General features: G+C 75.4%; 18 protein-coding genes, 7 tRNA genes and 1 pseudogene. 15 read left to right on the forward strand and 11 right to left on the reverse strand.

Features of this window, described 5'->3' with window-relative positions; translation table 11 throughout:
• Nucleotides 1–211: 211 nt before the first annotated feature.
• The 5 genes from ABZY31_RS19495 (at nucleotide 212) to ABZY31_RS19515 (ending at nucleotide 8,996) form a co-directional block, all read left to right on the forward strand.
• Nucleotides 212–880: a GNAT family N-acetyltransferase gene (locus ABZY31_RS19495; protein ID WP_356412031.1), complete on the forward strand. Its 669-nt coding sequence runs from the start codon at nucleotides 212–214 to the stop codon at nucleotides 878–880.
• 131 nt (nucleotides 881–1,011) lie between these two features.
• Nucleotides 1,012–2,250, forward strand: a complete 1,239-nt coding sequence (gene cbiE, locus ABZY31_RS19500; RefSeq protein ID WP_356412033.1) for a precorrin-6y C5,15-methyltransferase (decarboxylating) subunit CbiE — start codon at nucleotides 1,012–1,014, stop codon at nucleotides 2,248–2,250.
• Between the two features lie 387 nt (nucleotides 2,251–2,637).
• Nucleotides 2,638–6,039: a nicotinate-nucleotide--dimethylbenzimidazole phosphoribosyltransferase gene (cobT, locus tag ABZY31_RS19505; protein ID WP_356412035.1), complete on the forward strand. Its 3,402-nt coding sequence runs from the start codon at nucleotides 2,638–2,640 to the stop codon at nucleotides 6,037–6,039.
• Between the two features lie 804 nt (nucleotides 6,040–6,843).
• On the forward strand, nucleotides 6,844–8,064 hold the full coding sequence (cobA, locus tag ABZY31_RS19510; protein WP_356412037.1) for a uroporphyrinogen-III C-methyltransferase: 1,221 nt from the start codon (nucleotides 6,844–6,846) through the stop codon (nucleotides 8,062–8,064).
• Nucleotides 8,065–8,177: 113 nt separating this feature from the next.
• The gene (locus ABZY31_RS19515; protein WP_356412038.1) at nucleotides 8,178–8,996 is read left to right on the forward strand and encodes an RNA methyltransferase; all 819 of its coding nucleotides are present in this window, start codon (nucleotides 8,178–8,180) and stop codon (nucleotides 8,994–8,996) included.
• 66 nt (nucleotides 8,997–9,062) lie between these two features.
• On the opposite strand, the gene ABZY31_RS19520 is transcribed toward ABZY31_RS19515, so the two are convergent.
• Nucleotides 9,063–10,328, reverse strand: coding sequence for a serine/threonine-protein kinase (locus tag ABZY31_RS19520; protein ID WP_356412039.1), 1,266 nt, complete (start codon nucleotides 10,326–10,328; stop codon nucleotides 9,063–9,065).
• Nucleotides 10,329–10,891: 563 nt separating this feature from the next.
• Here ABZY31_RS19520 and ABZY31_RS19525 point away from each other — a divergent pair.
• A complete protein-coding gene (locus tag ABZY31_RS19525) occupies nucleotides 10,892–11,077 on the forward strand; it encodes a hypothetical protein (RefSeq protein ID WP_356412041.1) in 186 nt (61 codons plus the stop codon).
• A gap of 199 nt (nucleotides 11,078–11,276) precedes the next feature.
• Here ABZY31_RS19525 and ABZY31_RS19530 read toward each other — a convergent pair.
• The 5 genes from ABZY31_RS19530 to ABZY31_RS19550 all read right to left on the reverse strand — a co-directional run bounded on the left by ABZY31_RS19530 (nucleotide 11,277) and on the right by ABZY31_RS19550 (nucleotide 11,744).
• Nucleotides 11,277–11,348: transfer RNA gene (locus ABZY31_RS19530), tRNA-Val, on the reverse strand.
• Nucleotides 11,349–11,390: 42 nt separating this feature from the next.
• Nucleotides 11,391–11,462 (reverse strand) — tRNA-Val (locus ABZY31_RS19535).
• Between the two features lie 21 nt (nucleotides 11,463–11,483).
• A tRNA-Val gene (locus ABZY31_RS19540) sits at nucleotides 11,484–11,555 on the reverse strand.
• Between the two features lies 1 nt (nucleotide 11,556).
• Nucleotides 11,557–11,630 (reverse strand) — tRNA-Cys (locus ABZY31_RS19545).
• Between the two features lie 41 nt (nucleotides 11,631–11,671).
• A tRNA-Gly gene (locus ABZY31_RS19550) sits at nucleotides 11,672–11,744 on the reverse strand.
• A 168-nt stretch (nucleotides 11,745–11,912) separates the two neighbouring features.
• On the opposite strand from ABZY31_RS19550, the gene ABZY31_RS19555 reads away from it, so the two are divergent.
• From ABZY31_RS19555 to ABZY31_RS19565, 3 genes are all read left to right on the forward strand, one after another.
• Nucleotides 11,913–12,995, forward strand: coding sequence for a chorismate-binding protein (locus ABZY31_RS19555; protein WP_356412043.1), 1,083 nt, complete (start codon nucleotides 11,913–11,915; stop codon nucleotides 12,993–12,995).
• Between the two features lie 47 nt (nucleotides 12,996–13,042).
• Nucleotides 13,043–13,864 (forward strand): aminotransferase class IV, encoded by an 822-nt coding sequence (locus ABZY31_RS19560; RefSeq protein WP_356412153.1) that lies wholly within the window; start codon nucleotides 13,043–13,045, stop codon nucleotides 13,862–13,864.
• 73 nt (nucleotides 13,865–13,937) lie between these two features.
• A complete protein-coding gene (locus ABZY31_RS19565) occupies nucleotides 13,938–14,765 on the forward strand; it encodes a GNAT family N-acetyltransferase (RefSeq protein ID WP_356412045.1) in 828 nt (275 codons plus the stop codon).
• 26 nt (nucleotides 14,766–14,791) lie between these two features.
• Here ABZY31_RS19565 and ABZY31_RS19570 read toward each other — a convergent pair whose 3' ends face one another.
• The gene (locus ABZY31_RS19570; protein ID WP_356412047.1) at nucleotides 14,792–15,316 is read right to left on the reverse strand and encodes a DsbA family protein; all 525 of its coding nucleotides are present in this window, start codon (nucleotides 15,314–15,316) and stop codon (nucleotides 14,792–14,794) included.
• Nucleotides 15,317–15,547: 231 nt separating this feature from the next.
• Here ABZY31_RS19570 and ABZY31_RS19575 point away from each other — a divergent pair, with 231 nt between their 5' ends.
• Together ABZY31_RS19575 and ABZY31_RS19580 are read left to right on the forward strand one after the other, a co-directional pair.
• A complete protein-coding gene (locus ABZY31_RS19575; RefSeq protein WP_356412049.1) occupies nucleotides 15,548–16,027 on the forward strand; it encodes a hypothetical protein in 480 nt (159 codons plus the stop codon).
• A 98-nt stretch (nucleotides 16,028–16,125) separates the two neighbouring features.
• Nucleotides 16,126–16,407: a hypothetical protein gene (locus tag ABZY31_RS19580; RefSeq protein WP_356412155.1), complete on the forward strand. Its 282-nt coding sequence runs from the start codon at nucleotides 16,126–16,128 to the stop codon at nucleotides 16,405–16,407.
• A gap of 57 nt (nucleotides 16,408–16,464) precedes the next feature.
• On the opposite strand, the pseudogene ABZY31_RS19585 reads toward ABZY31_RS19580, so the two are convergent.
• Both ABZY31_RS19585 and ABZY31_RS19590 read right to left on the reverse strand, forming a co-directional pair.
• Nucleotides 16,465–17,013, reverse strand: a pseudogene (locus ABZY31_RS19585) (CGNR zinc finger domain-containing protein); the annotation flags it as partial.
• A gap of 201 nt (nucleotides 17,014–17,214) precedes the next feature.
• Nucleotides 17,215–17,628: an SsgA family sporulation/cell division regulator gene (locus ABZY31_RS19590; protein ID WP_030011909.1), complete on the reverse strand. Its 414-nt coding sequence runs from the start codon at nucleotides 17,626–17,628 to the stop codon at nucleotides 17,215–17,217.
• Between the two features lie 199 nt (nucleotides 17,629–17,827).
• On the opposite strand from ABZY31_RS19590, the gene ABZY31_RS19595 reads away from it, so the two are divergent.
• Complete coding sequence (locus ABZY31_RS19595) at nucleotides 17,828–18,304, forward strand: TIGR02611 family protein (protein ID WP_356412051.1); 477 nt, start codon at nucleotides 17,828–17,830, stop codon at nucleotides 18,302–18,304.
• Nucleotides 18,305–18,383: 79 nt separating this feature from the next.
• Nucleotides 18,384–18,455: transfer RNA gene (locus ABZY31_RS19600), tRNA-Val, on the forward strand.
• Nucleotides 18,456–18,520: 65 nt separating this feature from the next.
• Here ABZY31_RS19600 and ABZY31_RS19605 read toward each other — a convergent pair.
• Nucleotides 18,521–20,989, reverse strand: a complete 2,469-nt coding sequence (locus ABZY31_RS19605) for a hypothetical protein (RefSeq protein WP_356412053.1) — start codon at nucleotides 20,987–20,989, stop codon at nucleotides 18,521–18,523.
• Between the two features lie 112 nt (nucleotides 20,990–21,101).
• Between ABZY31_RS19605 and ABZY31_RS19610 the strand changes: the two genes are divergently transcribed.
• Both ABZY31_RS19610 and ABZY31_RS19615 read left to right on the forward strand, forming a co-directional pair.
• Nucleotides 21,102–21,560, forward strand: coding sequence for an SRPBCC family protein (locus ABZY31_RS19610; RefSeq protein ID WP_356412055.1), 459 nt, complete (start codon nucleotides 21,102–21,104; stop codon nucleotides 21,558–21,560).
• Nucleotides 21,561–21,599: 39 nt separating this feature from the next.
• A tRNA-Val gene (locus ABZY31_RS19615) sits at nucleotides 21,600–21,671 on the forward strand.
• A gap of 84 nt (nucleotides 21,672–21,755) precedes the next feature.
• Here ABZY31_RS19615 and ABZY31_RS19620 read toward each other — a convergent pair.
• Nucleotides 21,756–22,481, reverse strand: coding sequence for a 3'-5' exonuclease (locus ABZY31_RS19620; RefSeq protein WP_356412057.1), 726 nt, complete (start codon nucleotides 22,479–22,481; stop codon nucleotides 21,756–21,758).
• Nucleotides 22,482–22,518: the final 37 nt, after the last annotated feature.

Genomic DNA, 22,518 nt, shown 5'->3' on the forward strand with positions numbered 1-22,518 from the left:
ACGGGGACGTCGCCGAGGGTGCGGTCGTAGTGCGTGTGGGTGGTGCCGTCGGGGTCGGTGACGGTGGCGCCGGGGCGGGCGGTGAGGCGTTCGGCCGCTGCGCGCGCACCGCCGCGGCCTGCCCGCTTCCGGGCAGCCCGGTCCCGCACCCGACCGGCCCGATACTGCATGCTGTGGCTCTACGGCCACGGTCTCAGGCATGGAGCTGCGCATGACAACCACCTTCCCGGACGTCTCCATCAGCACGGACCGGCTGGTGCTGCGCCCCTTCGAGGAAGAGGACGTCAGCGCGCTCACCGCGATGATGAACGACGAGCTCATCACCGCCTGGACCGAGGCCCCGCACCCCTACACCCGCGCCGACGCCCGCCGCTGGGTCACCGAGGACGCCCACCGCGAGCGCACCGAAGGCCGCGGCATCGTCTTCGCCGTCACCGAGTTCCTCACCCACCGCCTGGTCGGCGCCGTGCACGTCCGCCACACCGACTGGCGCTGCCTCAGCGCCGAAGTGGGCTACGCCACCGCACCCTGGGCCCGCGGCGAGGGCTACGCCTGCGAGTCCGTCCTCGCCGTCGCCCAGTGGCTCTTCCGCGACCACGGCTTCGAACGCCTCGAACTGCGCACCGCCGCCGACAACACCGCCGCGCAGCAGGTCGCCCAGAAGATCGGCTGCATCAGCGAGGGCGTGCTGCGCAACGCCTGGATAGTGCGCACCCAGACGCCCGACGGCGGATGGGCCGACACCCGCACCGACCTGCTCGTCTGGGGCCTGGTCCCCGAGGACCTGGACGACCTCGACGTCCTCGACGGCTACGGCGAGTTCCACGCCGTCCCCGAACAGCGCAGCCCCGTCCGCCGGCCCCTCCCGGACCGTGCCTGACCCACCGGCCCCGGCCGCCCCCGCGGCCGCCCGCCGACGCCGCGCCCCCCGATCAGCAGGTAGTCTCACCGTGCCCGCCCACACCGCCGGGCCGCCCCGCACCACGACCCACACCAGGGAGACCGAGGACGATGGCCGACCGGGTCACGGTGATCGGCTGGGACGGCTCGCCCCTGACCGCGGCCGCCCGCTCGGCGCTGTCCGCCGCCACCCTCGTGGCCGGAGCCGGCCACCACCTCGCACTCCCCGAGATCCCGCCCAGCGCCGAACGCATCCGGCTCGGCAGCCTCGGCCTTGCCGCCCGCCGCATCGCGGGCCACCGCGGCACCGCCGTGGTCCTCGCCGACGGCGACCCCGGCTTCTTCGGCGTCGTACGGGCCCTGCGCGCCCCGGAGCACGGCCTCGAAGTGGAAGTCGTCCCGGCCGTCTCCTCCGTGGCCGCCGCCTTCGCCCGCGCGGGCATGCCCTGGGACGACGCCCAGGTCGTCGTCGCCCAGCGCCGCACCCTGCGCCGCGCGGTCAACGTCTGCCGGGCCCACACCAAGGTCGCCGTCCTCACCTCGCCCGGCGCCGGTCCCGCCGAACTCGCCCTGCTGCTCGAAGGAGTCCACCGGACCTTCGTCATCTGCGAGGAACTGGGCACCGACAAGGAGCGCGTCACCGTCCTGACCTCCGACCGGGCCGCCGACCACAGCTGGCGCGACCCGAACGTGGTGATCGTCGTCGGCGGCGGCGGACCCGTCTCCGCCGACCCCGGCTGGCTCATGGGCCGGCCCACCGCGGTCGCCGTGGCCGCCTCGGGGCCCCGCGGCTGGGCCCACCCCGACTTCCCCCCGGACCCCCGGTCGCCGCAGACGCCCGCCCCCGAAGGGGAGTCCGCGCTGCTGCGCGCCGCCCAACTGGCCCGGCTCGGCCCGCGCCCGGGCGACCTCGTGTGGGACATCGGCGCCGGCAGCGGCGCCTTCGCCGTGGACGCGGCCGCCTTCGGCGCGGCCGTCATCGCCGTCGACGCCGACCCCCGCGCCTGCGAACACACCGAGGTCGCCGCCCGCCGGCGCGGTGTACTCCTCCAGGCCGTCGCGGGCCGCGCCCCCCACGTGCTCGACGACCTGCCCGAACCCGACGTCATCCGCATCGGCGGCGGGGGAGTCCCCGTCGTCGAGGCCTGCGCCGACCGCCGTCCCGAACGGATCGTCACCCACGCCTCCACCCGCGACGAGGCGGAGGCCGTCGGCCGCGCCCTGACCGAACGCGGGTACGCCGTCGAATGCGCGCTCCTGCAGTCCGTCGCCATGGACACCCGGACCTGGCACGAACAGGAACGCGCGGTCGTCTTCCTCGTCGCCGCCGAACGCCCTCCCCAGCGCTGAGGAGCCCTGACGGGCCTGCCGGATCCGACGGGTCTGACGGAACGGGCCGCCCCCGACCGGTGCTGACGACCCCTCGGCCCGGTCCGAACACCGCGCTTCCGGGCGCGAACGCCCCCCTCGGCGCGGGCCGGAGCCCCGGGGTAGGCTGGCCGATCGTCGTACTGCCCTGTCACTCCGGGCACAGCGGCACCACAGGACGCCCGACGTGGCGCAGTCCACAACGGACCGTGGCGGTTATGGCCGCCATGGTGGCGAACGGGCGCGACAATGCTTAGTGGTTGTCGGCGGCGTCGTGCCCGAGGGGTTCGTGCCGCACGGCGGCCACGCTCGTTGGTCATACGGGCGCCGGGCGATCGAAGCAGCAACACCGATGGGCGAGGGGTACGCATGACTGACACCGGCCAGGTTCCGGGCGAGGGCCTCCCGGACAACGCGGGCATGGTGGATCAGCACGGCATCCCCGCGCCGGTCCCCACCCCGACCCAGGCTCCGGCGCAGACCCCGGGTCCGCTCCAGGGCACGGGCGGGTACGCGTTCCAGGACCTGATGGACAATCCCGCCGAGGACGACGACCTGCTGCTGATGCCCAGCAACCAGAGCGCGTGGAGCGACCCGCAGGTGGTGCCCCCGGCGCCCGTCTTCCCCGTCGAGGGCGGCTACGCCGACGGCTACTACGAGCCCCCGGCCGGCTTCCCGGAACCCGGCTTCACCGGTACGGGCTTCACCGACCAGGGCTTCGGCGACACCGGGTCCTACACGCACGGCGCCCACGAGGCGGGCGGCCGCGACTCCGGCGCCCTCGACCTCGGCGGACTGCTGCCGCCCCCGTCCGCGCCGGCGCCCGCCGCCGTGGCGGCGCCGGTGACCCCGGCCCGGCGCCCGCTGCACATGGGCCCGCCGGTCCCCGACGCCTCGGGCGGCGTCGTACGCTCCCTCGCCGACCGCGGTCCGGCCGCGCCCGTAGCCCCAGCGCAGGCCGCGCCCGTCGTACCGGCTCCGGCCGCCGCTGTCGCTCCGGAGGCCCCGGCGCCGGTCGCGGCCGAGGTGCCGGCCGCTGCGGAGGCTCCCGTTCCGGCCCAGGTGTCGGACGAGCTTCCGGCCGAGGCGCCGGTCCAGGTCGCCGAAGCCGTGGAAGCCCCGGTCGCGGTACCCGCCCAGGCACAGGCCCCGGAGGCCGCTGCCGAGGCCGTGTCCGCGGCTCCGGTCGAGGTGCCCGCGGTTCCCGCCGAGGCTCCGGCGCCGGTCGAGACGCCGGTCGAGGCACCGGTGGCGTCATCGGTCGTCGAGGCCGAGGCCGAGGCCGGGGCAGAGGCCGAGCCCGGCGTCGCCGCCGCGGATCCGGTGCAGGCTCCGGTCGAGGAGGTGCCCGTCACCGCCGCCGCGCCGGAGGCCGTGGCCGAGGCGCCGGTGGAGGCCGTGGCCGAGGCGGCTGCCGCACCGCTCCCCGAGGCTCCGGCCGAGGTTCAGGCGGAGGCCCCCGCCGGGGAGTCCGCGGAGGTTCCGGTCGAAGCGCCCGCCGAAGCCGTCGCCCCCGCTCAGGTCTTCCAGAGCGCTCCGGTGACCGGCGCCGGCCTCGAATACCTCGACGTCCCGCAGGAGGTCCCGCTCCCCGCGGGCACCCCGTGGACGGCGGAGCCGGTGGCTCCCGCCGCCGCGCAGCCCGAGCCGGTGGCCGTCGTGGCCGAGCCGGTCGCCGAGCCTGCTCCGGCGGCCCCCGCGGCCGTCGCCGAACCCGTCGCCGAGCCCGTCGCGGAGCCGGTGGAAGCGCCGGCCGAGGCCGCCGGGGCGCAGGCAGCGCCCGCGCCCGAGGCCGAGCAGGCCCCGGCCCCCGCCGAGGAAGCCGCCCCGCCCGCCGCGCCCGTCGAGCCGCTCCCCGAGCCGCAGCCCGCCGCTGCCGCCGTCCCCGCCGCCGAGGTTCCGGCTGCCGAAGCCCCGGCCGAGGCCGAGCCGGTGGCCGCCCCCGAGCCCGTACCGGCCGAAGCGGCCGAAGCGGCCGGGGAGGCCGGGGAGAGCGCAGCCACCGAGCCCGCGGCGCCCGCCGAACCGGCCGAGCGCGGCGCCCCGGCGCCCGCCTACGACGACGCCGAGCGCGAAGCGGTCCTGCGCGTCATGCGCGAGCGCCGCGACATCCGCAACGGCTTCCGCACCGACCCGATCCCGCACGAGGTGCTGCTCCGCGTGCTGGAGGCGGCCCACACCGCGCCCAGCGTCGGGCACTCGCAGCCCTGGGACTTCGTCGTCATCCGCTCCGCCGAGACCCGCCGGACGATGCACGAGCTGGCCCAGCGGCAGCGCGAGGCCTACGCGAAGTCGCTGCCCAAGGGCCGGGCGAAGCAGTTCAAGGAACTGAAGATCGAGTCGATCCTCGACACCCCGGTCAACATCGTCGTCACCGCAGACCCCACCCGCGGCGGCCGCCACACCCTCGGCCGGCACACCCAGCCGCAGATGGCCCCGTACTCCTCCGCGCTCGCCGTCGAGAACCTCTGGCTCGCCGCCCGCGCCGAAGGCCTCGGCGTCGGCTGGGTCAGCTTCTTCGACGAGCGCGAGATGGTCCGTACGCTCGGCCTGCCCGAGCACCTGGAGGTCGTGGCCTACCTGTGCGTCGGGTACGTCGACGAGTTCCCCGAGGAGCCCGAGCTGATGCAGGCCGGGTGGTCCAAGCGGCGCCCGCTGTCCTGGGTGGTCCACGAGGAGACGTACGGGCGCCGCGCGCTGCCCGGCGAGGAGCCGCACGACCTGCTCTCCGAGACGGTGGCGAGCATCCGGCCGCTCGACGCGAAGGCGCTCGGCGAGGCCTGGGAGCGGCAGAAGCGCATGACCAAGCCCGCCGGGGCCCTCGGCATGCTCGAAATCATCTCCGCGCAGCTCAGCGGCCTCTCGCGGGTCTGCCCGCCGCCGATCCCGGAGCCGGCCGCGGTCGCGATCTTCGCCGGTGACCACGGCGTGCACGCCCAGGGCGTCACCCCGTGGCCGCAGGAGGTCACGACGCAGATGGTCGCCAACTTCCTGGGCGGCGGTGCGGTCTGCAACGCCTTCGCGAACCAGGTGGGCGCCGAGGTCTGCGTGATCGACGTGGGCGTCGCGGGCGACCTCCCGGCCACCCCGGGGCTGCTCCCGCGCAAGGTCCGGCCCGGCACCGCCGACCTCTCCGTCGGCCCGGCGATGACCCGCGAGGAGGCCGTCGCGGCCATCGAGGTGGGCATCGAGACGGCCCGCGACCTCGTCGCGGCGGGCAACAAGGCGCTGCTCACCGGTGAGATGGGCATCGCGAACACCACGGTGTCCGCGGCCCTCATCTCGGTCTTCACCGGGGTCGACCCGGCCGAGGTCACCGGGCGCGGCACCGGCATCAACGACGAGACGCACGCCCGCAAGGTCGAGGTCGTCCGCCGGGCGCTGGAACTGCACCAGCCGGACCCCTCCGACCCGGTGGGCGTGCTCGCCGCGATCGGCGGCCTGGAGCACGCGGCGATCGTCGGCCTGCTGCTGGGCGGGGCCTCGCTGCGGACGCCGGTCATCCTGGACGGCGTGAGCGCGGGTGCGGCGGCGCTGGTGGCCCGGGCCATTGCGCCGGAGTCGCTGTCCGCGTGCATCGCGGGCCACCGCAGTGCGGAGCCGGGGCACGTGGCCGCCCTGAACACCCTGGGCCTGCGGCCCCTGGTCGACCTGGACCTCCGCCTCGGCGAAGGCACGGGTGCGCTCCTCGCCCTCCCCCTGGTCCAGAGCGCGGCGCGCGCGATGCACGAGGTAGCCACCTTCGACTCAGCGGGCGTCACCGAAAAATAACCCCCGGCCCCCGCCTCAATCACCGGCGAGGCGGGGGCCGACCTGCCCCCGCCGGTCCCCTCCGGGGGCGCCTCAAACGCCGGCGGGGCTGAGCTGGCCGGGCGGCTCCCGCCGGTTCCCTCCGGGGGCGCCTCAAACGCCGGCGGGGCTGAAGGGATGGCGGCCGGAGCCGGTCCTATCCCGCCGCCGAGCGACACACAGCCGACCACCCCCGCCCCAGGGGCGTCCGAGGCACCCGCACCCGCCGACCAGGCCCGCCAAATCCAGCCTCGCCGGCGTTTGAGGCGCCCCCGGAGGGCGCACCGGGCGGCGGCCTCGGCCGGGTCCCGGCCCCACAGCGCGGGTCCGTAGCCCGCACCGGCCGACCAGGGCCGCCAAATCCGGCGGCCCCACCGGCGCCCCGCACCCGCCGACCGGGCCCGCCAAATCCAGCCTCGCCGGCGTTTGAGGCGCCCCCGGAGGGCCTACAGGGCCGCGCCCGGGCGACGGCCGCGGCCGAGTCCGTCAGCCGGGTCCCGGGCGCCCCGGGCCTAACCACGCCCCAGGGGGGGGCCGGGCCGGGGCGCCGCACCAGGGGCCGCCGGCCCCGAGCCGACTCCCTGCCCAAGGGCGCCGCACCCGCCGCTCGGCGGGACGAATCGCCGCGTCCCGGGCACCGGGTGGGGACCCGGGAGCCGCGGGGCCGTCACCCCGCCCCCCGGACCGGCACCCGCCCGCCCCGGCCCGTAACGTTGGCCACGCGATTCGCGCCACCGCCGCCGCGAGATCCGCCCGCACCGGAACCCCCCGCACGAGGAGACCCGCATGGCCGCACACCCCGCCTACCCCGTAGGCCTCCGTCTGGCGGGACGCCGGGTCGTCGTCATCGGCGGCGGCCAGGTCGCGCAGCGCCGCCTCCCCGCGCTCGTCGCCGCCGGCGCCGACGTGCTCCTGATCTCCCCGTCGGCCACCCCCTCCGTGGACGTCATGGCCGAGACCGGCGAGATCCGCTGGGAGCGCCGCCGCTACCAGGAGGGCGACCTTGCGAACACCTGGTACGCCCTGATCGCCACCCGCGACAAGGCCGCCAACGACGCCGCCTCCGCCGAGGCCGAGCGCGAGCGCGTCTGGTGCGTGCGCGCCGACGACGCCGAAGCGGCCACCGCCTGGACCCCGGCCACCGGCCGCAGCGAGGGCGTGACCGTGGCCGTACTGACCGGCACCGACCCCCGCCGCTCCGCCGCCGTGCGCGACGCGATCGTCGAGGGCCTGCGCGACGGCACCCTCGCCGCCCCGGCCCACGGCCGCGCGAAGCGCAACCCCGGCGTGGCCCTGGTCGGCGGCGGCCCCGGCGACCCGGACCTGATCACCGTCCGCGGCCGCCGCCTGCTCGCCGAGGCCGATGTGGTCATCGCCGACCGGCTCGGCCCCCGCGACCTGCTGGACGAGCTCGCCCCGCACGTCGAGGTCATCGACGCGGCGAAGATCCCGTACGGCCGGTTCATGGCCCAGGAGGCCATCAACAACGCGCTGATCGAGCACGCGAAGGCGGGCAAGTCGGTGGTCCGGCTCAAGGGCGGGGACCCGTACGTCTTCGGCCGCGGCATGGAGGAGCTCCAGGCGCTCGCCGAGGCCGGCATCCCCTGCACCGTCGTCCCCGGCATCTCCAGCTCCATCTCGGTGCCCGGCGCGGCCGGCATCCCGGTGACGCACCGCGGGGTTGCCCACGAGTTCACGGTCGTCAGCGGCCACGTCGGACCCGACGACCCGCGCTCGCTGGTCGACTGGGCCTCCCTCGCCAAACTGACCGGCACCCTGGTGATCCTCATGGGCGTCGACAAGATCGGGCTGATCGCCAAAGCCCTGGTCCGCCACGGCCGCTCCGCGGACACCCCGGTCGCGGTCGTCCAGGAGGGCACGACGGCCACCCAGCGCCGCGTGGACGCCACCCTCGCCACCGTGGGCGAGACCGTCCGCGCCCAGGAGGTCCGCCCGCCCGCCGTGATCGTCATCGGCGAGGTCGTGAACGTGGGCCCCTCCGCCTGACCAGGGGCGCCCCGCCGCCCGACCCCGGGCGCCCCTCTCCGGGGGCGCCCACGCCCGTTCCCCCGCACCGCCAAGCCGTTGGCACCACACCCAGGACAAGGCAGTATCACCCTGTGGCTGATCTCATCACCATCGAAGACCCCGACGACCCGCGCCTGCGCGACTACACGGGCCTGACCGACGTCGAACTGCGCCGCCGGCGCGAGCCCGCCGAAGGACTCTTCATCGCCGAAGGCGAGAAGGTCATCCGCCGGGCCAAGGACGCCGGGTTCGAGATGCGCTCCATGCTGCTCTCCGCGAAGTGGGTCGACGTCATGCGCGACGTCATCGACGAGCTGCCCGCCCCGGTGTACGCCGTCAGCCCCGAGCTGGCCGAACGGGTCACCGGCTACCACGTGCACCGCGGCGCCCTCGCCTCCATGCAGCGCAACCAGCTGCCGACCGCCGGTGAACTGCTGGGCGCGGAACCCGGTGGCCGCCGCATCGCGATCTTCGAGGGCTTCGTCGACCACGCCAACCTGGGCGCGGCCTTCCGCAGCGCCGCGGCCCTGGGCATCAGCGCCATCCTGCTGTCCCCGGACTGCGCCGACCCGCTCTACCGACGGGCCATCAAGGTCTCGATGGGGTCCGTCTTCTCCGTCCCGTACGGGCGCCTGACGGACTGGCCCGCCGACCTGGAGCAGGTCCGCGAGGCCGGGTACCGGATCCTCGCCATGACGCCGAGCGAGAAGGCCACCCCGCTGGACCAGGTCCCGCCGGAACGCTTCGCGCAGTCCGCCATCATGCTGGGCTCCGAGGGCCACGGCCTGTCGACCTACGCCCTGCGCGCCGCGGACGAGTGGGTCCGCATCCCCATGGCGGAGGGGATCGACTCGCTGAACGTGGCGGCGGCCTCGGCCGTCGCCTTCTACGCGACCCGCCCCCGAGCCTGACCCCGCCCGCCCCGGGGCCCCAGCACCCCGGGGCTGCGCCTCCCCCAGCGCGGGGGAGGGCCGACGTCAGAGCTTCTGCGCGGCCGCGATCCCCAGCGCCACGATCAGCGTGACCAGCACGAACACGATCAGCCGCTGCCGCATCAGCCGCGGGTCGGGCCGGGAGGGCCGGCGGCCCGTGCCCGTCGTCCGCGGCCCCGTGCGGCCGCCGCCCGTACGCCGCCCGTTCGTGCGCTCGCCCGTACGCCCCGCCGTGGGCCGCGAGGACGGGCCGCCGGGCTCCCGGGGGCCCGAGGGGCGTGCGTGGGAACCGCTGTGCGCGCCGTGCGCCCCGTCCTGCGCGCCGTGCGAGCCGCTCGCGGACGGCGCGTGCGGCGCACCCTGGGGGCGCAGCGCGGGAGTGCCCGCCGTCCGCCGCTCGGTGCGCTGGTCGGCGTACTCGTCCGCGAGGCGGCCCGTCGGCCGCTCGGGCCGGGTGCGCTGGGCGGGCGGCCGCCCGTCCGTGAGTCCCTGGGCCTCCCGCGCCGCGATCTCCTTGAGCCGCATCGACAGCTGGAGCGTGCTCGGCCGGTCTTCCGGGTCCTTGGCCAGGCAGGCCTGCACCAGCGGGGCGAGCGCGTCCGGTACGCCGAGCAGGTGCGCCTCCTCGTGCACCACGCGGTAGAGCATCACCTCGGAACTGCCGTGCCCGAAGGGCGAGTCGGCGGTCGCGGCGTAGGCGAGGGTGGCGCCCAGCGCGAAGACGTCGGTCGCGGGCGTGACGGCGGCGCCGCGCACCTGTTCCGGGGCGAGGAAGCCGGGGGAGCCGACGGCCGTGCCCACGTGCGTGAGGGTGCTCGCACCGGTCGCCCAGGCGATGCCGAAGTCGATGATCCGCGGGCCCTTGGGCGACAGCAGGATGTTCGATGGCTTGAGGTCGCGGTGCACGACCCCCGCCTCGTGGACGGCGACCAGCCCCTCGGACAGCGCGGCGCCGATCGCGGCGATCTGGGCGGCGGTGAGCGGGCCCTCCTCGGCAACCTTGTCGTGCAGCGAGGGTCCGGGGACGTACTGCGTGGCGAACCACGGCCGCTCGGCCTCCAGGTCCGCGGCCACCAGCCGGGCCGTGCACCCGCCGCGGATCCGCCGCGCGGCGGACACCTCGCGGGCGAAGCGCGAACGGAACTCCTGGTCCTCGGCGAGGTCGGGACGGATCACCTTGAGCGCGACCCGCTGACCGCGCCGGTCCGAGCCGAGGTAGACCACTCCCATGCCGCCGGCGCCGAGCCGCCGGTGCAGCCTGAACGAACCGACGACACGCGGGTCCTCCCGCCGGAGCCGCATCATCGCCATGTCCACCCCGCTGACCGGTCGTCCTGTTGACGTGGCACAGCTTACGGACCATCCGGCACCTCCGCTCAGAGGCCGCGCCCTCGCCGGGAGATTCGATTGTCAGTGCGGGGAAGGCCACTTGAGGGAGAATCAGGGGTACGAGCGTAAGGGGTCCGGGGTAACGGCCGTTCCCCCAAACGGCCCTTGGGTCAAGGGCATTGGCGCGCCCCCACCCGGACGCGGCCCCGGCCGCGCCCGGCCGGCGCGGATCCCGTGCGTGCCCGGCGCGCGCCCGCGTGCGACGGGCGGCGGACGTGAGGGAAGTCACCAGCGGTGACGGCCCCGCGGGCGCCCGGGAGCAGGGCCCCACCCACCCCTGGGGGATGACCCCTACACGGAGCGGGCGGTCTCCAACCAGAGGTGTACACGGGGGCCGCCTCAGTCATCCTCCTGGAGGCCCGCGAGGGGTACGAAGGCATGAGGCCAGGAGGGCGACGCCCGCCTAGTGTTGAAGACAAGCGGCGGGTGGCGCACTCGTCCCCCGAGGTCACGAACCCGCCGCTGCCAACCACAGGGAGAGGGCCATGGCGGACTTCGCACGGCACGGACGCAAGGCATTCGCGTTCAACGGCCACGAGTCCGGCACGCGGCACCCGCTGGTCGCCGCGGCGATGGTGCTCCCCCTGGCCGCCCTCCTGGTCTTCCTCTTCGGAGGATGGGACCAGGTGGCGGCGCAAGCGTCGTCCGTGGGCGCGATGCTGGGGCGCTGAGCGGCGCCCCAGGTCCGGGAGAGCGGCCCGGGCCGGGACATCGGCCTTCAGCCCCGTGGGGACGGGGGTGCGGCGGACGGCAGGAGAAGGGTGCTGCCCGTACGACGGAGACGTCGTACGGGCAGCACCCTTTTCCGTACCTGCCGAGCCCCGGAACGCGAAAGCCCCGGCCGTCGAAACGGCCGGGACTTCCATGCGGTGCGCGATACTGGGATTGAACCAGTGACCTCTTCCGTGTCAGGGAAGCGCTCTCCCGCTGAGCTAATCGCGCGGGTTCCGCGGCCGTGAAGCCGCAGTTCACAACTGTACAGCGTGCGCGATACTGGGATTGAACCAGTGACCTCTTCCGTGTCAGGGAAGCGCTCTCCCGCTGAGCTAATCGCGCGGGTGATCCTTGCGGATCCAGTGGACGATACTGGGATTGAACCAGTGACCTCTTCCGTGTCAGGGAAGCGCTCTCCCGCTGAGCTAATCGTCCTTGGAGGTGGAGACGGGATTTGAACCCGTGTAGACGGCTTTGCAGGCCGTTGCCTCGCCTCTCGGCCACTCCACCATGGAGCTGAGCAAGGGTTCTCGGGAAGATCCCCCACTTCGAGCGGACGACGAGACTCGAACTCGCGACATCCACCTTGGCAAGGTGGTGCTCTACCAACTGAGCTACGTCCGCAGGTCACCGTGCTCGCGGCGGGGGTTTCCCCGGCGCTCCCTGGCGACGTGTTGAACTCTAGCGGATTCCCGAGCTAGCTCAAAAACGCGTTTCCGCAGCGTGCTGCCGTCCGATCACCACAGGTCACCACACCGGCGCCGACCCGTCACCGGTCATAGACTCGCAGCCGTGCACGACCTGGCTCCCATGGCCCGCTTCGGCGGCCTCCTCGCATCCGACCTCCGCGACGTCACGAGCGATCCCTCGGCCCTGGACTCCACCGGCTTCTGGGCGGTGTCCGCGGACTTCGAGGGGCGGCTGACCTGCGCGCGCTTCGGTGACATACGCCCCGACCCCGTTCCCGCGCCCGTTCCCGGCGCGTGGCGGGGCCCCGCCGCCGGCGACTGGACGTCGTCACTCGACCGAGCCGCGTACGTCGCCGGCGTACGGCGCATCCGCGAGCACATCGCCGCGGGCGAGGTCTACCAGGCCAACCTGTGCCGCGTGATGTCCGCGCCGCTGGCGGGCCGCGGCCCGGGCGACGGCGCACCCGCCCCGGAGGCCGACGTGGACGCGCTCACCGCGCTGCTCGCCCGCGGCAACCCGGCCCCCTATGCCGGAACGATTCGCCTCCCCGCCCACGGCGTCGAGATCGCCACCGCCTCCCCCGAGCTGTACCTGCGCCGCACCGGCCGCCGGATCGAGTCCGGCCCCATCAAGGGCACCGGCCGCACCGCCGCCGACCTGCTGGAGAAGGACCACGCGGAGAACGTGATGATCGTGGACCTGGTGCGCAACGACCTCGGACGGGTCTGCGCCACCGGCTCCGTCACCGTCCCCGAACTGTGCGCCGTCGAGGAGCACCCGGGCCTGGTGCACCTCGTCTCCACCGTCAGCGGGGACCTCGCCGAGGGCGCGGGCTGGCCCGAACTGCTCGCCGCGACCTTCCCTCCCGGGTCCGTCACCGGCGCCCCCAAGTCCTCCGCCCTGCGGATCATCGAGGCCCTGGAGACCGCCCCGCGCGGCCCCTACTGCGGCGGCATCGGCTGGGTCGACGCCGACCGGGGCACCGCCGAGCTGGCCGTCGGCATCCGCACCTTCTGGATCGACCGCGAGGCCGCCGGCGGCCCCCGCCTGTGCTTCGGCACCGGCGCCGGCATCACCTGGGGCTCCGACCCCCACCGCGAGTGGGCCGAGACCGAACTGAAGGCGGCCCGGCTGCTCGCGGTAGCGTCGGGCACCTACCAGCACATCGGAGGAACCGTTCAGTGAGCACGCCGCACGTGACGCCGCCCGCACCCGCCCCGGCCGCGACGCCGATCTGGCTCGACGGGTCGCTGCGCGACGCCGACAGCGCCACGGTGTCCGTGTTCGACCACGGACTGACGGTCGGCGACGGCGTCTTCGAGACGCTGAAGGCCGAGGGCGGCCGTACGTTCGCCCTCACGCGGCACCTCGACCGGCTGACCCGCTCCGCCCGGGGCCTCGGGCTGCCGGACCCCGACCTCGACGAGGTCCGGCGCGCGTGCGCCGCCGTACTGGACGCGGGCTCCGGCGCGGTCCCCTTCGGGCGGCTGCGGATCACCTACACCGGTGGGCTCTCCCCGCTCGGCTCCGACCGCGGGGACGCCGGACCCACCCTGATCGTCGCGCTGGCCCCGGCCACCCGGCGCCCCGACACCACCGCGGTGATCACCGTCCCCTGGGTGCGCAACGAGCGCAGCGCCGTCGCCGGGCTGAAGACCACCTCGTATGCGGAGAACGTCGTCGCGCTGGCCGCCGCGCACCGGGCGGGCGCCTCCGAAGCCCTCTTCGCCAACACCCTCGGCCGGCTCTGCGAAGGCACGGGCTCCAACGTCTTCGTCGTCCTCGACGGGCGGCTGCACACCCCGCCGCTCGCCTCCGGCTGCCTCGCGGGCATCACCCGCGACCTGGTCGTCGAGTGGACGGGCGCCGAGGAGAGCGACCTCCCCTTCGACGTGCTGGAACGGGCCGAGGAGGTCTTCGTGACCTCCTCGCTGCGCGACGTCCAGGCCGTGCACGCGATCGACGGGCGCCCGCTGACCGCGGCGCCCGGGCCGGTCACGGCCGAGGCCGTACGGATCTTCGAGGAGCGCTCCGGGGCCGACCTCGACCCGTGAGCGCCGTCCCCGCGCCCGATCCGGGGCGGAAACCGGGCTGACTGGGGCGCGTACGGCGGGTAGAAAGGCTCCGATGACCACCACCCTGCGGCCGTCCGCGCCGCTCCAGCACAGTCCGGCGGGGGCGCGCTCGCGCCCGTACGAGATCCGGGTCAACAGCAGACGGGTCGGCGCCCTGCTGCTGACCGCGGCCGAACCCCTGGGTTCCTTCGTCATAGGGAAGATCAACGAGCTGGCCGTGGACGAACCCGACCGCCGCCGCGGCCGGGCCACGGTGGCCGCCCTCGCCGCGGAGGAGGTGCTGCGCTCCTGGGGGTGCCACCGGGTGACCGCCTCCGTCCCCGCGGACTCCGACGGCGGCCTGCGGCTGGCCGAGGCGCTCGGATACCTGCGGACCGGCCGCACCATGGTCAAGGACCTCGCGTCCGCGCCGCCCCCGCTGCCCGCCGGGACCACCGGCCGTCCGCTCACTGCCGCGGAGTACGGTCCCTGGCTGACCGCCGCCACCGACCGGTACGCCGGGAACTGGGAAGCCCGGGGCCTGACACCGGAAGCGGCCCGCGCCAAGTCGGTCGCCGACCACGCCGGCCAGCTGCCCCAGGGACCCGCCACCCCCGGCGTGGACCTCCTCGTCCTGGAAGCGGCCGGGGTGCGCGTCGGGCACATCTGGGTGGGCCGCGTCGACGGGCAGGCCTACGTCTTCGACGTCGAGGTGGACGAGGAACAGCGCGGCCACGGCCACGGCCGCTCCCTCATGCTGCTCGCCGAAGGCGCCGTCCGCGCGGCCGGGCTCGCCACCCTCGGCCTGCACGTCTTCGCGGGCAACACCCCTGCGGAGCGGCTGTACGAATCCCTCGGCTACCGCTACACCGCGGTCAACTTCGCCAAGGACCTCAGGTAGCCGACGGCGCGCGCCGGGGAGGGGGCTCAGGCGGGGTCGGCGAGGAGCCGGTCGGCGATCTCCTCGATCCGCTCGCGCAGCCCCTCCTGGCTCTTGCCGCCGTCCAGCCTCCGGCCGCCGATGACGTACGTCGGCGTACCGGTCACGCCGATCGCCTTGCCCTCGGCCTGGTCGGCGTCGACGATCAGGATGTGCCGGCCGTCGATCAGCGCGACCTCGAACTCCTCGACGTCCAGCGACAGTTCACGGGCGACGTCGAGGAGCAGCGCCTCGCCCCGGGCGGACAGCTCCGCGGTGCGGGCCAGTACCGCCTCGGCGTACGGCCAGCCCCGGCCCTGGGCCACGGCCTCCTCCGCGGCCTGCGCGGCGGCGAAGGCGTGCTTGTGCTTCTCCAGCGGGAAGTGGCGCAGCACGATGTCCAGCCGGTCGCCGTACCGGGCCCGCAGGGCGCGCACGTCGTCGAGGGCGCTGTGGCAGTCGGGACACTGGAGTTCGCACCAGACCTCGAGGGTCACGGGGGAGGGGGAGCCGGCGGGCTGGGAATCGGTCATGCGGACAGTCTCCCAGCCTCCGTGTCCGGCCCCGAACGCGACCTGCGGAGCCCCGGGCCCGCGCGCCCGGGAGCCGGCCGGGACCGTGGGCCCGGCCGGTACCGGCACCTGGGGAGGAGGGGCGACCCGGAGATGTCCCGGAGATCGCCCGGATCCCGCTCCGGCGCATGGCCCCCGCGGCGGTTCCCGGTGCACGATGGAGGGGACGGACCCCCAGCGCTGGAGGAACCCATGCTCGCCGAGACCATCTGCTCCGCGGTGTCCGCGGCGGGCCTGGGCATCGCCGCGCTCACCGCCTACCGCAAGCGCTTCCTGGCGGCGGCGCGGATCACGGCGTACGCGCTGGTCCCGGTGGCCCTGGTGCTGACCGGCCTGGTGGAGTGGGCGTCCGGGATCGCCTTCCGCCCGACGGTCTGGGCCGGCTTCGGCCTGCTGGGCCTCGCCTGGCTGCTCTTCGCGCTGACCCGTGCCGTCGAGCGCCGGCGGCTGGGTGCGCGGGGCGAGCGGCCGGCCGAGGTGGCGGAGGAGGGCCGCTCCCGCCGCGGCGCTCGCGCGGGCCGCTCCGAGGGGCGGGCCGCGGTCGCGCCGACGGCCTCGGCGCCCTCGCTCGGCGCCGGTGCGGGTCCGCAGGCGGCACCCAAGCGCGCGCCCGCCGCGCCCGCGGACGACTTCTCCGACATCGAAGCGATCCTGAAGAAGCACGGAATCTGACCGGAACGCCGAAGAAGCACGGGATCTGACGAACTACCGCGTCATCATTGGCGTGTTGAGGGGCGAACCGGGGCGCACTGCGTCATCATCGCCCCGACATGCCCGACACCTCGACGGGTGAGCCGCCGGTTCCGGTCCCGGCCCTCGTCCCCGCTGCCGCGCCCGCGCCCGATCCGGCGCCCCCGCCCGTTCCGGTTCCCGCCCCCGCTCCCGGCCCCGCCCGGGCTGGCGTGCCCGCCGCGGCGGCCGTGCCGCGCGTACCGCCCGAAGAGGCGCGCGGCTGCCTCTTCGCGCTCTCCCAGCCGCCCCTGATGATCTTCCTAGCGGTGATCGGCACCCTGTTGCTGCTCGCCGCCGTACACGACCTCTTCCTGCTCTGACCCCCCGACCGGCCGGGCGGCCTCGGCATGCCCGGCGGCTTCGGCGTGCTCCGCGCCCGCCTCCTTGCGACGCGCCCGGTACGCCGCCACGTGCAGCCGGTTCCCGCAGGTCCGGCTGTCGCAGTAGCGCCGCGACCGGTTGCGCGAGAGGTCGACGAAGGCGCGCCGGCAGTCCGGGGCCTCGCAGCGGCGCAGCCGCTCCTGTTCGCCGGAGACCACGATGAAGGCGAGCGCCATGCCGCCGTCGGCCGCGAGGTGGTCGCCGACCGAGGCGCCGGGGGCGAAGTAGTGCACGTGCCAGTCGTAGCCGTCGTGGTCGGTCAGCTGGGGCGTGGTGCCCGCCGTCGCCACCAGCTCGTTGATCAGTACGGAGGCCGCACGGGAGTTCGGTGCCGCGAAGATCTGCGCGAACTTGGCGCGGACCGCACGCACGCCGGAGAGGTCGCGGACGCTCAGCTCGCCGACGTCGCTGATGGCGAACTCGTGCACGAAGGCGCGCAGCGCGCCGACGTCCGCCAGCCCGTCCGGCTGGCCGGACTCGGCCGCGGTGTTCACCACGGCGACGACGACGTCCAGCGCGCGCCGGGTGTCGTGGGGGATCTGCACGGGTGCTCCCTGGTGGCCGGGCTTGCGGCGGCGCGGAACGAGGCCGCCGCTGGTCGCCGACTTTAGCCGAGAGGCCCCACGCGCACCGGCGCCGTCCCCGCGGGTGGCTTCCGCGGGAACAGCGCCGGCACGTACGTATGTGGTTGTCCGGCTCGCACCGTCGCCCCGAGTCGGACGGTGTCGAGCGGTGGTAGGCCTGGCTCAGCTTTCGGCCAGGATGTGGGAGAGCTCCTTGTCGAGGTCGAAGTGCCGGTGTTCGGTCCCGGGTGGGACCGCGGCGTCCGTCCGCTTGAGGAACGACTCGAGTGCTCGTGCGGGTGCTTCGAGCAGTGCTTCTCCCTCCGGTGAGCTCAGGGCGATGCATACGACGCCCTGACCGTGGCTGCGGGACGGCCAGACGCGGACGTCGCCGGTACCGGTGGGCCGGTGAAGGCCCTCCGCGAGGAGGTCGCGGGCGAATACCCATTCGACCGTCTCCTCGGCGCCGGTGTGGAAGGTGGCGTGCACGGCGTAGGGATCGGCCGTGTCATACCGCAGGCCCGCGGGTACAGGCAGTGAGGACTCGCTCGACACAACGAGGCGCAGGTGCAGCTCGCAGCTGACCGTGGTGTTCATAAGCGCCAGGGCCTTTCGCTCAGTGTGCGCTCGGGGATTCGCACGTCGGCGAAATCGACATGCCACCTACGGTGCCGTTGTAAACCCCTCTGACCGTTTTGCGGACCTCTGGGTCCCCCGGACGGCGGAGCGAATCGATGATTCAGCCGTCCGTCGGGCGGGCATCACGCGGACCCCGCGCTCCGGTAGATTCGGTCCCATGAATACGGGGAGTAACCGCGAGTCCCATGAGACCGCGAGCAGCGCATCGCCGGAATCCGCCGAATCCACCCCTTCGGACGCGGAGGCGGCGGCTCCGGACGAGGAGCGCCACGTCTCGAAGGCGCCGGCCTTCATCCAGGCCCGCCGCAGCCTGCACCTGAGCTGGCAGGTCGGTGTCTTCGTCGTCGGCCTGGCGGTCATCGCCGCGGGCGTCGCCATGCTGGTCCTGCCCGGCCCGGGGTGGGTCGCGATCTTCGCGGGCCTGTTCATCTGGGCCACCGAGTTCGCGTGGGCCCAGGTCGTGCTGCGCTGGACCAAGCGGAAGGTGTCCGAGGCGGCCCAGAAGGCCCTCGACCCGAAGGTCCGCCGCCGCAACATCATCCTGACCAGCGTCGGCCTCGTCATCGCGGCCGCGCTGATCGGCTTCTACCTGTGGAAGTACGGGCTGGTCCTGCCCTGGAACGTCAAGAAGTAGCGGCGGCGCGGCGGGGAGCGGTGACGCCCGCCGGTGGTCGGAAGCACCGCTGACATGCGGTAATGTTGGCGGTGCGTCCGGGCGATTAGCTCAGTGGGAGAGCACTTCGTTCACACCGAAGGGGTCACTGGTTCGAACCCAGTATCGCCCACCCGGACCAGAGGCCCGGAGACTTCACCGTCTCCGGGCCTCTGGCGTTCCGCCGCTCCGCAGCCCTCAGCTCAGCCTGCCGAGGGCCGCCCGCAGCCGCCGCGCGTCCCGCAACCGCTTCTCGTACGTCGCCCCCACCGCCAGCAGCAGCGCCCCGGCCAGGGCCGGCGGCAGCCAGCGCGGCAGCGCGCCGACCACCTGCAGGACGTACGGCGCCAGCTCGTGCAGGGCCACCAGTCCCAGCGCGACCCCGCCGAGCACCAGCGGGGCCTGCAGCCGCCCCCGTGCCCCGGCCAGGGTCACCGCGAGGGAGCCCAGCCCGAGCAGCAGCGGGCGGGTCCAGTGCGGGTCGGCCCAGACCGCGATCACGCTGGGCAGCAGCGTCGCCGCGAGCCCCGGGCCGTACGCCGTCCAGGACGGGGCCGCCGGATCCCGGCGCCGTCGCAGCCATCCCACCACCAGCGCGGGCACCGTCACCGGCAGCGTGTACGCCTCCGGCACGCTCACCCCGGACGCCGCGAGCCGGACCCAGGTGGCGGCCAGGAACAGCGCCCCGGCCGCCCGGCCCACCGCGCGCCGGTCCTCCCGTACGGCCGCCCCCGCGCACACCGCGCCCGCCAGGCCCAGCACCAGCGCGAGCACGGGCGCGTGCCCCGTCCCCACGGCCTGGACCAGGGCCAAGGCGATCGCCAGGGCCCCGGCAGCGGCTCCGGCCGCCTCCACCGGCACCCGCAGCGCACCCGCCCGCGGTCCGCACGCCGCCGCCGCGGCCGGGACCAGCAGCACCAGCAGCGGCCACTGGCGCACGGGGAGCTCCAGCGCGGCTCCCAGGGCCAGGAGCAGCCCCGTGGCGTACCCGGTGGCCACGACCGCGGCCGCCGCGCGCGGGGCGAGCGGTCCGCGGCCGTACGCCGCCCCGGCGCCGCACAGGACGCCCAGCGCCGTCCAGAGCGCGAAGGTCGCCGTACGTCCGTCCAGCGCGGCCACGGACACGCTCAAGGCCCCCGCGGCCCCGCACGCGCCCGCCGCGATCCGGACCCCGGAGGCGGACGCCGCCGGAAGCAGTCCCAGGGCCGCCGCCAGCGCGGCCGCCGTCACCACCAGCTGGGCGGCGAGCACCGCCGGCACCGGCAGCGCGAAGGCCACCGGCGCCGCGAACAGCGCGGCCCAGGCGGGCACCACCGCCGCGGCGCGCGCCGCCCGGCGCCCGGACACCCGGTCCAGCCACAGCGCCACCCCGGCCGCCACCAGCGCCACGCTCACGCTCTGCGGTCCGCTCCAGTCGAGCTCCGCCCGGGGGCTCCCCGCGGCCCACACGGCGTCCAGCACCGGCGCGGGCGCCACCAGGACGCGCAGCGCCAGCAGGGTCGCCACCAGGCCGCCGACCCCGACGACCGCCACCGCGGCGCCCGCGAGCCCGTACCGCACCCGCTCCGGCAGCGCCGTCACCCGCAGCGCCGCCAGCAGGGGCAGGGACACCAGCACGAAGAACACCGGGCCCCACGCGGAGTCCCGGGGCACCACCAGCGTCTGCGCGGCCAGCACCCACACCAGGCCGCCGGTTCCGGCGAGCAGCGGCGCGAGCTGGTCCTGCCGGATCCGGCAGGCCACTGCCACGAAGGCGGCCCCCGCCGCGACCAGCAGCCCGGCGGCGGACAGCGTGCCGGGCAGCGTGGCGGCGTCGGCCGCCAGGGCCAGCGCGACGCCGACGGCGCCCAGGCCCGCCAGGGCCCCGAACACCCCGGCCAGGATCCGCACGGCGGGCCACACCCGCGGCCGCGCCGCCCCCGCCGGGCCCCGCCACAGGCCGAGCGCCGCGTTCAGCGCGGCCAGTGCCAGCAGGGTCCAGCCGCCCGCCGTCGGGCCGGCGTGCAGGGCGAGCGCGAGGCAGGGCAGCGTCCACTGGGCCGCCGCCAGCGCGAACGGGAGCGGCAGCCGCAGCGTGCGCAGGGCCGTTCCGTACCCGGCCCACAGCGCGGCCAGCGCGGCCGAGGCGCCCGCCAGGTAGGCGGCGGCCGGGACCTCGCCGAGGGCCACCTCGTGCAGCGCGTACACGTCCAGCACCGTCAGCAACAGCCCCACCGCCGCCACCGATTCGGCGGTCGAGGACAGCCCCCGGCGCAGCAGCGGCGCCGGCACCGCGAGCGCCGTCCCGGTCAGCAGGGCCAGCACCACGGCGCGCCCGCCGATCCCGAGGGACCCCCAGCTGACCAGCGTGAAGGCGAGGGCGGCCACCGCGAGCAGCACCGCGCCCAGGACCAGCAGCACGTTCTGCGCCCCCGGCGCCGAGGTCTCGCGCCCGGGACCGGCGGGACCGGTGGGGTACGCGGACGGCCGGCCCGGCGGGGGAGTCCAGGACGGCCCGGCCCCCCGGCCCGGCGCGGGCGGCCCGGCCACGGGCGGCGGGGGCGGCGCGTTCAGCAGCCGGACCAGCCACTCCCGGCGGGCGAGCAGGTGCAGCCGCCTCGCGTCGAGGTGGGTCAGCTCCCGGTCGATGAGCGCCAGCTCCGAGGCGGGCGTCAGCGGATTCTCCATGCTGCGCAGTGTGGCGCCGCTCACGCCCCCGGAACATGGGTGCGCGTACTCAGACGTGTGCTCATTCCCCGAGTGAGTACCCGGGCGCGCTCCGGCAGTTCACACTGGCCCCATGGACTGGAGCCACTACCGCTTCCGCAGCGTCTGGGACCTCGCGGCCCCGCCCGCGCGGGTCTACGCCGTGCTCGAACGCACCGAGGACTACCCCCGCTGGTGGCCCCAGGTCCGCGCGGTGCGGCCGCTCGGCCCGCGCGCCGGGACCAGCCGCGTCCGCTCCTTCCTGCCCTACGAGATGGAGATCACCGCCACCGAGCTGCTGCGCGACCCGGCCGGCGGCGTCCTGGAGGCCGCCCTGTCCGGCGATCTCGAAGGGTGGGCGCGGTGGACCGTACGGCCGCGCGGGCGCGGCACGCGGATCCTGTACGAGCAGGAGGTCGAGGTGCGGCGGCCGCTGATGCGGCGGCTCGCGCTGCCCGGGCGGCCCGTCTTCCGGCTCAACCACGCGCTCATGATGCGGGGCGGACGGCGCGGGCTGGCGGCCCATCTGGCGGGCCGCGCGGAGGCGGTTTGAACGGACGGCCCCGGGGCCTGTATTGTTCAATCCGTTCCCGGGCGATTAGCTCAGCGGGAGAGCACTTCGTTCACACCGAAGGGGTCACTGGTTCGATCCCAGTATCGCCCACCGGGACAGGCCGGTCCGTCGCGAGACGGACCGGCCTTCCGCATGTCAGGGGCCTCGCGCAGCGGCTGCGGGCGGCCCGCGGGCTCACGCGGCGGCGGGCAGGTCCGGGCGCAGCGGCCAGTGCGGATCGACCGGCTCCGGAGTTCCGTTGCGGGCGAACCAGGCCTGGAGCCCGCGCGCCTGCGCCGCGTGCCACACCGCCTGCAGGGTGTGCAGCTCCGCCGGGGACAAGCGCTCCAGCCGCCCGGAGAACCGGCGCCCCACCGCCCGGACGACCTCCAGCGAGGCCATCGCGTCGGCCGCCGCGTCGTGCGCCGCCTCCAGCTCTATCCCGTAGTGCGCACACAGGTCCGTCAGCGTCCGGCGGCCCTTGCGGTAGCGGTCCAGATGCTTGTCCAGCACCCGTGGATCCAGCACGGTCAGCGGCCGGTTGTCCAGGTAGCGGTTCAGCGACGACGCCCGGTGCCGCCGCAACTCCCGGTCCAGCAGCGTCAGGTCGAACGGCGCGTTCATCACCACCACCGGCCGGCCCGCGGACTGCTGCTCCGCGAGGGCCTGGGCTATCTCGTCCACGACCGGCGCCGGCCAACGTCCGTTGCGCTGGAGGTGGTCGTCGGTCAGTCCGTGCACTTCCGTGGCGCCGGGGGGTACCGGAACCCCCGGGTTGACCAGCCACCGGGTGGAACGGGCCCGGCCGCCCGCACACTCCTGCACGACGAGCGCGGCGGACACGATCCGGTCCTGCTCGACGTCCACTCCTGTGGTCTCGGTGTCAAATGCGGCCAGCGGGCCCTCGTACCAGCGCGTCATGGCGAACTCCTCGTCCCCGATGGGCAGATGGGCGCCG

Origin of the sequence: Streptomyces sp. NPDC006529, assembly GCF_040611795.1 — a bacterium.
GTDB lineage: Bacteria > Actinomycetota > Actinomycetes > Streptomycetales > Streptomycetaceae > Streptomyces.

Bases quoted from the DNA above. Each gene is read 5' to 3' on its own strand.
- ABZY31_RS19620 (WP_356412057.1), bottom strand. From the start codon at position 22,481: ATGACGCGCTGGTACGAGGGCCCGCTGGCCGCATTTGACACCGAGACC.
- ABZY31_RS19590 (WP_030011909.1), bottom strand. From the start codon at position 17,628: ATGAACACCACGGTCAGCTGCGAGCTGCACCTGCGCCTCGTTGTGTCG.
- ABZY31_RS19595 (WP_356412051.1), top strand. From the start codon at position 17,828: ATGAATACGGGGAGTAACCGCGAGTCCCATGAGACCGCGAGCAGCGCA.
- cobA (WP_356412037.1), top strand. From the start codon at position 6,844: ATGGCCGCACACCCCGCCTACCCCGTAGGCCTCCGTCTGGCGGGACGC.
- ABZY31_RS19570 (WP_356412047.1), bottom strand. From the start codon at position 15,316: ATGACCGATTCCCAGCCCGCCGGCTCCCCCTCCCCCGTGACCCTCGAG.
- ABZY31_RS19580 (WP_356412155.1), top strand. From the start codon at position 16,126: ATGCCCGACACCTCGACGGGTGAGCCGCCGGTTCCGGTCCCGGCCCTC.
- ABZY31_RS19565 (WP_356412045.1), top strand. From the start codon at position 13,938: ATGACCACCACCCTGCGGCCGTCCGCGCCGCTCCAGCACAGTCCGGCG.
- ABZY31_RS19520 (WP_356412039.1), bottom strand. From the start codon at position 10,328: ATGGCGATGATGCGGCTCCGGCGGGAGGACCCGCGTGTCGTCGGTTCG.
- ABZY31_RS19610 (WP_356412055.1), top strand. From the start codon at position 21,102: ATGGACTGGAGCCACTACCGCTTCCGCAGCGTCTGGGACCTCGCGGCC.
- ABZY31_RS19605 (WP_356412053.1), bottom strand. From the start codon at position 20,989: ATGGAGAATCCGCTGACGCCCGCCTCGGAGCTGGCGCTCATCGACCGG.
- ABZY31_RS19495 (WP_356412031.1), top strand. From the start codon at position 212: ATGACAACCACCTTCCCGGACGTCTCCATCAGCACGGACCGGCTGGTG.
- cbiE (WP_356412033.1), top strand. From the start codon at position 1,012: ATGGCCGACCGGGTCACGGTGATCGGCTGGGACGGCTCGCCCCTGACC.
- ABZY31_RS19525 (WP_356412041.1), top strand. From the start codon at position 10,892: ATGGCGGACTTCGCACGGCACGGACGCAAGGCATTCGCGTTCAACGGC.
- ABZY31_RS19575 (WP_356412049.1), top strand. From the start codon at position 15,548: ATGCTCGCCGAGACCATCTGCTCCGCGGTGTCCGCGGCGGGCCTGGGC.
- cobT (WP_356412035.1), top strand. From the start codon at position 2,638: ATGACTGACACCGGCCAGGTTCCGGGCGAGGGCCTCCCGGACAACGCG.